We start from the raw sequence: 10,914 nt of genomic DNA on the forward strand, positions 1-10,914 counted from the left end.
CAGGCAGGAGCCAAAGTCAATTACTCGGAACCGTTTTGGGAAATGGGCGGCGCATTGGGGCAGCCCTGATTTTTTTTGCTCGAACCGGATGCGGAGCTTCGTTATATTACCTTCCGTTATGGCAACACCGGATTTTCATTATCAGGACCCTTTTCCCATGGAAAAGGACGACACTCAATACCGCCTCATCACGTCCGACTACGTGAGCGTAGGCGACTTTGAAGGACATCCCATGCTGAAAGTGGAACCGGAGGGCCTGCGCCTGCTGGCCGCGGAAGCCTTCCATGACGTGGCCTTTTTCCTGCGCCCCGCCCACCTGAAGCAGGTGGCCGCCATTCTGGACGATCCGGAAGCCAGCGCCAATGACAAAAGCGTGGCCCTGACGATGCTCCGCAACGCGGAAGTGGCGTCCGCCGGCATTCTGCCCTTCTGCCAGGACACGGGGACCGCTACCATCGTAGGCAAGAAGGGCCAGCAGGTCTGGACCGGCTGCGACGACTGCGAACAGCTTTCCCATGGCGTTTACGACGCCTATACCCAGAACAACCTGCGCTATTCCCAGACGGTGGCGCTGGATATGTACACGGAGAAAAACACCGGCACCAATCTTCCCGCCCAGATTGACCTGGAAGCGGTGGAGGGCATGAAGTACTCCTTCCTGTTCGTCGCCAAGGGCGGCGGTTCCGCCAATAAGACTTATCTTTACCAGGAAACGAAGGCCCTGCTCAACCCGGCCACGCTGAAAAAGTTCCTGGTGGAAAAGATGAGCACCCTGGGCACGGCGGCCTGCCCCCCCTATCACATCGCGTTCGTCATTGGCGGCACTTCTGCGGAAAAATGCCTGAAAACCGTGAAGATGGCCTCCACGAAGTATTACGACAACCTGCCTACTACGGGCAACGAATACGGCCGCGCCTTCCGTGACCTGGAACTGGAAAAGGAATTGCATGAAGAAGCGTGCAAGCTGGGCCTGGGCGCCCAGTTCGGCGGCAAGTGGTACGCCCTGGACGTGCGCGTCATCCGGCTGCCCCGCCACGGCGCCTCCTGCCCGGTGGGCCTGGGAGTCTCCTGCTCCGCGGACCGCAACGCGAAAGCCAAGATCACACCGGAGGGCATCTTCATTGAACAGCTGGAAACCAACCCCGGCCAGTATATTCCGGAAGCCCTGCGCATGACCTCCAGCGAAGCCGTCTCCATTGACCTGAACCGCCCGATGAAGGAAGTCCTGGCGGAACTGGGCAAGCACCCCGTCACCACGCGCCTGAGCCTGAACGGCACCATCATCGTGGCGCGCGACATCGCCCACGCCAAGCTGAAGGAACGCCTGGAAAAGGGAGAAGGGCTGCCTCAGTACATGAAGGATCACCCCGTGTACTACGCCGGCCCGGCGAAAACCCCGGAAGGCTACCCCTCCGGTTCCTTCGGCCCCACGACCGCCGGCCGCATGGATTCCTACGTGGACCTGTTCCAGGAAAACGGCGGCTCCATGATCATGATCGCCAAAGGCAACCGCAGCCAGCAGGTAACGGATGCCTGCCAGAAACACGGCGGTTTTTACCTGGGTTCCATCGGCGGCCCCGCCGCCATCCTGGCCAAGAACAACATCAAGAAAGTGGAACTGCTGGAATACCCGGAACTGGGCATGGAAGCTATCTGGAAAATTGAAGTGGAAGACTTCCCCGCCTTTATTCTGGTAGATGACAAGGGCAATGATTTCTTCGCTAAAATCCGCGAAGGATGGGCCTGCGCCGGTTGCGGGCATTAAGCCTGACCCGGAAACAAGATGATTCGCGGCCGGAGTCCTTCGGGGCTCCGGCTTTTTTGATGCTCCGGGTTCATCCCTTCTTCCCGGTCCGGACGGCGTGAATATCCGGGGGAAAAACTTCCGGTATTCATCATGCGCTTCTTCACGCAAACAGGTAATAAACCAGCATCAGCGCTAGATTGACGCCGGCAGCCAGCAGCGCCCTGCCCGGCCTCAAATACCGCGCCTTTCCAAGAAAGGCCGCCAGCGCCGCAAAGACGGCGTACAGGGAGATCCACATCACAAAAAATGCCGTCAGGCTCCGCTCGTTCCCCAGGCCGGCCTGGGGCATGTTCCCGCCAGGGAAAAGAAACGGCAACGCCGGAAGCACGGCGTAAATGACATATACCCAATCCCTGGCTATCACCCTGAAAGAGACCGTCAGCGGCTCCCTGCCAAACAGAATATTACAGGAGCAGGCGTTCCGCGTCTTTTCCTTCCTCAGGGCGCAGGGCAAATAGAAGGGAAGAAGCATCAGCGCCAGGACGGGTCTGGCATATAAAATGGCGGCCATTCCCGCTACGAACGCGAAGAAAGCGGCAAAGAGGACAGGCACGCCCGCCATAAGCAGGAAAAGAAAGGCTGTGCGGCGCTCCGCCTTCTCCCCCATTTTCAGGAAAGACCATGAAAGATAAGCCACAAGGTAAAAATATGGTTTTTTGAAGTCTGCCAGAAATCAAGGCCGTGCGCAAGGGAAAGCCGCCCACAAACATCCGGTGCGGCAGAGACCCAGCCCTCCGCACGCGGCAAGAGGGGAACCAGACAGACTCTGATTGGGATTGCCCCGCGCCCGCGCCCGCGTTATCCTGCCTCTATGGTCTACCGAATTTGCAAATCCATTGAACTGGAAAGCGGGCATCTCCTGTCCAAACACCCCGGCAATTGCAAATTCCCGCATGGCCATACGCGCTCCGTAGAGATGGTGTTCCGGGCGGAAACGCTGAATGCCAATGACATGGTGCTGGATTTCAAGGCCGTCAAGCAGATGATGGGGGATTTCCTCCAGCAGTTTGACCACTCCCTGTGCGTGAATACGGAGGATCCCAATTACGCCGCCTTCGTGGCCGCATACGGGGAGCGCATCATTCCGTTCGACCGGGAAGACCCCACCAGCGAGGTGATGGCCCGCACTATTTTCAACGTTGCCCGTCACGCGCTGGAAAAAGCCAGGGAGAACCCCGGCGAATATCCTGTGAGGGCCTGTGTGGTGCTGGAACGCGTGCGCGTATGGGAAACCAGCAGTTCCTGGGCGGAATATGGGGAATAACTGAAACAGCGCGTTTCCCGCCGGGCGGAACGCTCCGCAAAGATTCCCGGCCCTGGCCGGAGGCACGGCCGCAATGCAGCCCACCCCGGAGTTCATCCCTTAAAAGGGATTCAGGCATATCATGCGTTTCTGCGTCCAGTGCCCGTAAGCGGAAGAATATACATCCGTAATTTCCCGGGCCCATTCGTCAATGGTGCGCTGATGGTGGGCGTATTTTTTAAAATCCTTGGTGTCCACGCCCAGCAGGGAGCTGTGGTCTTCCTCATAATCCGCAAATTCGGAAACGATGCGGCCGGACTCATCCTTCAGGCGTCCCGCCATGGCAATGTGCCCTTTCTTGATGAACCGTTTGACCAGCCCTCCCCCCTTGATGCCGCTCAGCGCCGTGACAAAGATGCCGGCCCTGGCATTCGTGGGAGTGATGGAAATGATGGCGAGTTCCAGCGTATAGGCCCCTCTGGTTCCCGGAGGCACCATTTCAAAATGCGGATTTTCGGCAACCTCCTTTTCCATTCTGGTTGCAACGCTCTTCTGGAAATATTCCGCCAGGCTGCGCAGGGCATCAAACCCTTCCGCGGTATCCGGCCTTACATCCATGTGCGCCGTATCCACCGGAACAACAGCCATCAGGACTTTTTTGCCATCCACGCCGTTCACCCTGTCATTCCAGATTTTTTTATCATCGGCATTCCAATACGCGTCAAAGGGAATATGGGAATCCTTATTTTTTACCTGATGAGCAATAAATCCTGTCTGGGGAACATGTTTGAAGTTATTGGAACAAGACACTACCGCCATGCAGCCAAGCAGCACGAGAGCCATCAGGGAAGCTGAGAATAAAAAACGGTGTTTCTTCATATCAAGTAACAGGCAGAATCGTTTTTATCATGGCCCGGCACCAGCTGTCAATAAAACCTGCGGGTGAACATCCGGGGCGACGGCCCCCTGCCGCGCGGAAGGGGCCAAAGCGGGAATGCCTAGTCTTCTTCCCCCATGGGGCGGTATTTCACGGCCAGTTTTTCCAGGATTTTCAGGGCCCTGGCGGCGCGGCGGCGGAAGGATTTGTAGTCCCGGGGGTCGCAGTCGCTCCAGGCGCGTTCGGACAGGGCCAGGGCGCGCGGCCACGCCATGTATTCCACCAGCCCCATATTGTACAGGTATTCCGTCCAGATGTTCGCCTGGAGGCCGCGCACCCTCGCGGCTTCCTCCGGGGAGAGTTCCGGCAATTCATAGCCGTACACCTGTTTGAGCGGAATAAGGCCCCCTACGGCTTTCGGCTCCGTGGACGCGGCAGACTGGTAATAGTCAAAATAGAAATGGGAACACGGCGCCAGGATGACGGGATGACCCTTCCTGGCTGCCGCCGCGGCAAAGCCGTTGCCGCGCCACGCCATGACGAGGATGCGTTTGTCCGCCTCCAGTTCCCCGGCTTCATCCCAGACAATGGCGTCATAGCCGTCCTTCCGCACGTAGTCCGCAATCTGCTGCAGGAAATCCCGGCTCAGGGCCTTGAGGTCCTTCTCCCTCAGGCTTTTTAAGCGGTTCTGGCAATACCGGCATTTTTTCCATGCCTCGGCAGACACCTCGTCATGGCCCAAATGAATGGGGGAGCCGGGCGGAAAGACGGCCTTGAGTTCATCCACCACGTCTTTCACGAAGCGGAGCGTTTCCGGCCGCCCCATGCAGACGGCGTCCCGGCCTCGTTTCCCTTCCACGGGGAAGTCCACGCCATCGCAAATCAAATCCCCGTAGGCATGCATGGCCGCATAGGAATGGCCGGGAAGGTCTATTTCCGGAACAACGGTGACCTGGCGGCTGTGCGCATAGGCAATGATCTCCCTCATCTGCTCCTGGGTGTAAAAACCGCCGTAGGTAGCTTCCGGGTCATGCTCCTGGATGGCGAGTTTCACTTCCTGCCAGTTCCACTCCCCGTCAGCGAGCGGAACGCGCCAGGCGCTCATGGAGGTAAGCAGCGGATATTTTTTAATTTCCAGGCGCCAGCCGGGACCGTCCGTCAGGTGCAGGTGGAGGCGGTTGAGCTTGAACAGGGACATGGCGTCAACCATGCGCTTGACTTCCGCCACGGTGAAAAAGTGGCGGGAAACATCCAGCATCATGCCCCGCCATTCAAAGCGGGGAACATCCCGGAGGGAAAAAACGGGTACGGAAAACCCTTCCCCGGTCCGGTTGGCGTTCAACACCTGAACCATGCTCTGCCACGCGTAGAAGAGGCCCTGGGGAGCCGCCGCTTTCAGATGCAGGATGCCCCTCCCTTCCCTGTCGCGCACCAGGCGGGCTTCATATCCTTCGCCCGTCCCCGAGGGGCTTCCCTCAACCGAACAAACGGCGTCCGCAGACGCCCTGTCACGGGTCATGGAGAGGCCGGACAAAACGCCCTGGGCGTTGAGCACATTGAGGAGGGCTTCCACTACGGGAACATCCTTTTCCGGCGCATACACCGCCAGCCGCTGCGGGAGATGAGCCACGGCGGCCCGGTCAGACCTGCATGCGGAAGGCGCTGGGAGCAACACCTCTTCGGCCGGCAGCGTTTCCGCCATGCCCGCGCCCGGCACTCCGGACAGAGCCAGCCATGCAGCCAGCCGGAAACAACGCCCCTTATTCATCATTCAGGAAATACGGCCCGCCCTTGTCTCTTCTTTCAATGGAAGGAGCTTTCCCTCAGGCCCCTGTGTTCCGGAAAGCAAAGGCGCGGCCGTATTCAGCCGCGCCTGCCGGGTTCCGTCCTTTTTTACATTTACCTGCGTCCGCCAAAAAGGCCGCCAAGACCGCCACCCAATCCACCCAGGCCCTTCAGGCCGCCCAAACCTCCGCCCATGCCGGGAAAACCGGGCATCTTGCCCCCCTTCCCTTTCATGGAAGCCATCTGCTTCATCATGGCGCCCATTTTGCCCTTGCCGGACATCATCTTGCGCATTTCGGAAAAATTTTTGATCAGCTTGTTCACTTCCATCAGCGGGCGGCCGCAGCCCGCGGCAATGCGGCGGCGGCGGGACGGATTCAACAGGTTGGGATTGCTCCTTTCCTTGGCCGTCATGGAGAGCACAATGGCCTCCATGTGCTTCATCCGCCTGGGGTCCAGAGAGCCTTCCGGAAGCTGTTTCTTGATTTTGCCGAAGCCGGGGAGCAGGCCCAGCAGTCCTTCCAGCGGTCCCAGGCTCTGCATCATTTTCATCTGGTCCAGAAAGTCGTTGAAATCAAATTTGCCGGACATCATGCGGTCCATGGATTTGGCCGCCTGCTCTTCGTCAATGCGCGCGGCGGCATGCTCCACCAGCCCGACAATGTCGCCCATGCCCAGAATGCGGTCCGCCATGCGGCCGGGGACGAAGGGGCCGAACTGGTCCAGTTTTTCCCCCTCACCGGAAAATTTGATGGGCTTGCCCGTCACGGAACGCATGGAAAGAGCCGCGCCCCCGCGGGCATCGCCGTCCAGCTTGGTCAGGACGATGCCCGTCACATTCACGGCACGGTCAAAGGTCTGGGCCACGTTCACGGCCTGCTGGCCCGTGGCGGCATCCGCCACCAGGAGCGTTTCCCGCGGCGCAAGGAAGGAGTGCAGATGGCGCAGCTCGTCTATCAGGGCTTCATCCACTTCCTGGCGGCCCGCCGTGTCAAAAATCATGACGGTCCCGTTCTGGGTCCGGGCCCATTCCAGAGCCTCACGCGCCACGGCCACCACGTCCCTGCTGCCGGGAGCGGGCTTATAAACGGGCACTCCTATTTGTTCCGCCAGCGTGGCCAGCTGGTCCACGGCGGCGGGGCGCACCAGGTCGCAGGCCACCAGCAGGGGGCGGCGCCCCTCGTTCTTCAGGCGCAAGGCCAGCTTCGCGCTGGTCGTAGTCTTGCCGGCGCCGTTCAGGCCCACCACCATGATTCTGGCAGGGTCCGTCAGGTCCAGCCCCACGGCGTCCCCACCCAGCAGGGCGGCGATTTCATCACGGAAAATTTTGACGATTTGCTCTCCGGGCTTGATGGATTTGAGCACTTCCTGCCCCATGGCCCGTTCCTTCACACGGCCGATGAATTCCCGGGCCACGCCAAACTCCACGTCCGCCTCCAGCAAGGCCAGCCGGATGTCGCGCAGGGCGTCTGCAATATTTTTCTCGGAAATCTTGCCCAGGCCGCGAAGCCTCCGGAACGTGTTATCCAGTTTATCTGCTAAAAGTGAAAACATAATCGTATGATGCGCCAGACTGTGCCACATTTCCCCCTTCCCGTCAACAAGCGCGCCCTGCATGGGACATGATGCTTGACTTGCCGGGGGCTTCGTCCCATCTTTTCCCGCATGGCACCCTTTGACCTGAAAGAGGAAATTTTACGCCTGAAAGAAGAACGCAACGCCATCATTCTGGCGCACAGCTACCAGACCGGGGATATCCAGGACATAGCCGACTACGTGGGCGACTCCCTGGGGCTGGCCTACAAGGCGCAGAATACGGATTGCGACGTGATCGCCTTCTGCGGCGTCCATTTCATGGCGGAAACCGCCAAAATTCTTAATCCGGACAAAACCGTCATTCTTCCGGATGCCGACGCCGGCTGTTCTCTGGAAGCCTCCTGCGACGCCGGTGAGCTGGAAGCTTTCTTAAAAGAAAACGCCCATAAAAATTACTATGTAGTGGCGTATGTGAACTGCTCCATCGGCGTCAAGGCGCTGGCGGATGTAATCGTTACTTCCGGAAATGCCGTAAAAATCGTCTCCCAGGCTCCGCAGGACCGCCCCATCCTGTTCGTCCCGGACCAGAATCTGGGCGCTTGGGTAAGCCGCCAGCTTGGCCGCCCCCTGGAACTGTGGAACGGGGCCTGCCACGTGCACATGGAATTCACGCGGGACCAGATTCTTGCCCTGAAGGAAAAGCACCCCGGCGTGCCGGTGGTGGCCCATCCGGAATGCACGGAGACCGTGCGCCTGCTGGCGGACCATATCTGCTCCACGGAGAAAATGATTCCCTATTGCACGGAAAGCCCCGCCAAATCTTTCATCATTGTGACGGAATCCGGCATTCTGCACCGTCTCCGCAAGCTGGTTCCGGGCAAAGAATTCATTCCCGCGCCCACGGAGCAATGCTCCTGCAGCACCTGCCCGTACATGAAAATGAACACGCTGGAAAAACTGTATCTGGCCCTCCGGGACCTCTCTCCCGCCGTGGAACTGCCGGAAGACCTGCGCAGAAGGGCGGAAGCCCCGCTGCTGCGCATGCTGGAGCAATCCCAATCCTGACCCCTGCCTTTCCCGCATGATACGCCTTTCAGACCACATCGCGGCCGCTGGCGGCTGGCTCTCCCTGGAAGCTTTCATGCAGCTGGCCCTGCACCACCCGCAGGAAGGGTACTACTCCTCTTCCATTGAAAACATCGGTCAACGCGGGGATTTTTCCACCACCCCCACGCTTTCCCCCATCCTCGCAAAAGCCATTGCCGCGCACTGGAAAGATGCCTGCGCCCGCTGCGGCAGGCGGCTGCCCCTGCTGGAAATAGGCGCCGGTTCCGGCGCCCTGGCCGTCAAAATCCTGGAGCGGCTGGGATTCTGGAACCGCCTGAATACGGACTACGTGATTGTGGAATCTTCCCCGCGGCTGCGCGAATTCCAGCACCTTCTGCTGGGAGGCAGGGCCAAAATTTATTCCACCATGGAAAAAGCGCTGAAACACTGTGGAGGCAAGGCCTTTATTTTCTTCAACGAGCTGGTGGACGCTTTCCCGGCGCGCGTATTCGAATACACGGGACAGGACTGGAAGGAAGTAGGGCTTGTCGTGAAAAACGGAGCTGTCCGGGAAGAACTGCGCCCCGTCCGGCAGCAGCCACTTTTCTCCCATATGCTGGAATACGGCTCCCAGCCGGGGCAGCGGGTGGAAATTCACGACTCCTACGCACGCTGGTTTACGAGCTGGCTTCCCCTCTGGAACATGGGCGTCATGACGGTTATCGACTACGGGGATGAAATGGAGCGGCTGTACTATCGCCGCCCCCGGGGTTCCCTGCGCGGGTACAAAAGCCACCAGGTGCTGACCGGGGAGGAACTGTACCGTAACCCCGGCCTCACGGATTTAACCTGTGACATCAATTTTACGGACCTGCTGGAATTATCCCGCAACTGTCTGGGAGACACAGTCACTTTCATGACCCAGCGGGACTACCTGCTCCCCCATGCGGAGAACACGCCTCAGGATGCCTTCCTGACGGATGAACACGGAGCCGGGGGGCACTTCCACGTACTCATCCAGGAACGCCAGCGGCTGCAGCCGGAATAACCCTTAGACGCCAAAACGCCGGGAGTTTTTTCATTACCGGGTTTCCTTGAGCGAGGAATAAAATACCAGATAGCCGCTTTCCTGGGGATTTGCCGGCAGCCAGGAAGGGAGGGCATCTATCAGGGAGATTTTCTAACAAATAGATAATATTAATGTCTCTTATAGGAAGCACTGTGTGTAAAGATTATAATATTATTTTCTCATGGAATAAATTCTCATGTTTTGAAAATAACAATAAAAATTCAAACAAAATTCTATCGACACAGGCTCTGGATAACCCTATTAAGAAAATGGTCATGGGAGGATTGCGCTCATCTTGTTTTATTCATTAATCCCAACTCTTTAATGCCTTATGAATCCCCCTCATCATTCTTCCATTCCTACTTATCGCAAATGGTACTTTGGAGCGGGAGGCAGTGTCGGCGCGCAGGGCATGAGGGCAGTTGCGGAATCCGCGCCGCTGCCGTTTGAAGCGATCCGGATTCATGAGGAAAGGAACGTGGGGCCGCCGAGCACGCCGGCGGACGGCTACAGCGCGCAAGGCACGTTCACCATCCCGGAAGGAGCGGACGGCAAAAAACTTTACGGCACCTGCTCGCTCTTCCTGGGGGTGGACGACTGGGGGAGCCTGGAGGTAAAAGACTCCGGCGGCAAGGTGGTGGCGCAGGTGGATCTGAAGGAAAACCCGCAGACGGCGGGAGCGCAGGGGGGGCACAGCTACCACACGGGAGTCGGCGGGGCGCAGCTTCCCTCCGGCGCCTACACCTGGGAAGTCAGCCAGACCAACATCGACTACCAGCCGGCCAGCGGCAACACCTCCATCTGCAACTACAGCATCGACGTGGTTCCGACGGAGCCGGGGGGCAGGAAAGAGCCCGAACCGTGTCCCTGCGAAGGAAACACGTGCGACGAAAGCGGCGGAACGCCGCCCACCCCTTCCCGGTCGGGTCCTGGCGGGGCGGGAATGGAAAGCAACGTCCTGGGAAACTACAGCTCGGCGGGGTGCAGCGTGACGGCGGAAAGCACGGCCACGCTGATGTACTGGTCGTGCAACTTCGGAGCGTTCCGTGGGCTGGGAGGCATCCCCGCGGGGCGGGTGGAACTGAGGGCTGAGAAAAATACCTCCGGCCTGGAAAACCCGGCGTCATTGGCCTACAACCATCCCCTGAACAGCCGTCTGGACGTGCCCGAAGGGGGCATTGTCCCCGGAGCGCGGTTCACTCTGACGCAGGGCGACCGGGAAATTGCGATGCGCTGCTACACCAACGGCGCGGTGCTGCCCATCGGGGTGGACACGGGCGGCGGAGGGCGTGCGGCGCTGGTCACGGCGGAAGGCCAATCCTGCCTGCGCTGGGTGGTGGAAGACGGCAGCCAATACCTCTTCTCGGCGGAAACGGGAGAGCTTCTCTCCTACACCACCACCGACAGGCAGGTCATCTCCAACGCGTCATCCTATCTGGACGTCAGGCATGCCGAAGACGGCTCGCTGAGGCAGATATGGAACCTGTGGGACGGCCTGCTCAACGTGGAAAACGTCACCTCCACGGGCTACGCCATCGCGCTCTATACCC

The 10,914-nt window shown here is 59.1% G+C and carries 8 protein-coding genes and 1 pseudogene; 5 read left to right on the forward strand and 4 right to left on the reverse strand.

The window, feature by feature from the left end:
- Positions 1-118 precede the first annotated feature (118 nt).
- Complete coding sequence (locus CI070_RS04435) at positions 119-1,765, forward strand: fumarate hydratase (protein ID WP_094136209.1); 1,647 nt, start codon at positions 119-121, stop codon at positions 1,763-1,765.
- 142 nt (positions 1,766-1,907) lie between these two features.
- Here CI070_RS04435 and CI070_RS04440 read toward each other — a convergent pair whose 3' ends face one another.
- Positions 1,908-2,444, reverse strand: coding sequence for a hypothetical protein (locus CI070_RS04440; RefSeq protein WP_094136210.1), 537 nt, complete (start codon positions 2,442-2,444; stop codon positions 1,908-1,910).
- Positions 2,445-2,618: 174 nt separating this feature from the next.
- Here CI070_RS04440 and CI070_RS04445 point away from each other — a divergent pair, with 174 nt between their 5' ends.
- Entirely contained in the window at positions 2,619-3,071 is a 453-nt protein-coding gene (locus tag CI070_RS04445; protein ID WP_094136211.1) for a 6-pyruvoyl trahydropterin synthase family protein, read from the forward strand.
- 99 nt (positions 3,072-3,170) lie between these two features.
- Here CI070_RS04445 and CI070_RS04450 read toward each other — a convergent pair whose 3' ends face one another.
- The 3 genes from CI070_RS04450 to ffh form a co-directional block, all read right to left on the reverse strand.
- Complete coding sequence (locus CI070_RS04450; RefSeq protein ID WP_094136212.1) at positions 3,171-3,929, reverse strand: DUF3313 family protein; 759 nt, start codon at positions 3,927-3,929, stop codon at positions 3,171-3,173.
- A gap of 119 nt (positions 3,930-4,048) precedes the next feature.
- Positions 4,049-5,695, reverse strand: coding sequence for a beta-N-acetylhexosaminidase (locus tag CI070_RS04455; RefSeq protein ID WP_179219350.1), 1,647 nt, complete (start codon positions 5,693-5,695; stop codon positions 4,049-4,051).
- Positions 5,696-5,826: 131 nt separating this feature from the next.
- Positions 5,827-7,266, reverse strand: a complete 1,440-nt coding sequence (gene ffh / locus CI070_RS04460; protein ID WP_094136218.1) for a signal recognition particle protein — start codon at positions 7,264-7,266, stop codon at positions 5,827-5,829.
- Between the two features lie 111 nt (positions 7,267-7,377).
- On the opposite strand from ffh, the gene nadA reads away from it, so the two are divergent.
- The 3 genes and pseudogenes from nadA to CI070_RS04475 all read left to right on the forward strand — a co-directional run.
- Positions 7,378-8,313 carry a quinolinate synthase NadA gene (gene nadA, locus CI070_RS04465; RefSeq protein WP_094136219.1) on the forward strand — a complete coding sequence of 312 codons (936 nt, stop codon included), beginning with the start codon at positions 7,378-7,380 and terminating at the stop codon, positions 8,311-8,313.
- Positions 8,314-8,329: 16 nt separating this feature from the next.
- Positions 8,330-9,343: an SAM-dependent methyltransferase gene (locus CI070_RS04470; RefSeq protein ID WP_094136214.1), complete on the forward strand. Its 1,014-nt coding sequence runs from the start codon at positions 8,330-8,332 to the stop codon at positions 9,341-9,343.
- Positions 9,344-9,695: 352 nt separating this feature from the next.
- Positions 9,696-10,914 (forward strand): annotated as a pseudogene (locus tag CI070_RS04475) (sugar-binding protein); the annotation flags it as partial.

The sequence above is a fragment of the Akkermansia muciniphila genome (assembly GCF_900184965.1).
Taxonomy (GTDB): Bacteria; Verrucomicrobiota; Verrucomicrobiia; order Verrucomicrobiales; family Akkermansiaceae; genus Akkermansia; species Akkermansia muciniphila_A.

Bases quoted from the DNA above. Each gene is read 5' to 3' on its own strand.
- CI070_RS04455 (WP_179219350.1), bottom strand. From the start codon at position 5,695: ATGAATAAGGGGCGTTGTTTCCGGCTGGCTGCATGGCTGGCTCTGTCC.
- CI070_RS04450 (WP_094136212.1), bottom strand. From the start codon at position 3,929: ATGAAGAAACACCGTTTTTTATTCTCAGCTTCCCTGATGGCTCTCGTG.
- CI070_RS04435 (WP_094136209.1), top strand. From the start codon at position 119: ATGGCAACACCGGATTTTCATTATCAGGACCCTTTTCCCATGGAAAAG.
- ffh (WP_094136218.1), bottom strand. From the start codon at position 7,266: ATGTTTTCACTTTTAGCAGATAAACTGGATAACACGTTCCGGAGGCTT.
- CI070_RS04445 (WP_094136211.1), top strand. From the start codon at position 2,619: ATGGTCTACCGAATTTGCAAATCCATTGAACTGGAAAGCGGGCATCTC.
- nadA (WP_094136219.1), top strand. From the start codon at position 7,378: ATGGCACCCTTTGACCTGAAAGAGGAAATTTTACGCCTGAAAGAAGAA.
- CI070_RS04470 (WP_094136214.1), top strand. From the start codon at position 8,330: ATGATACGCCTTTCAGACCACATCGCGGCCGCTGGCGGCTGGCTCTCC.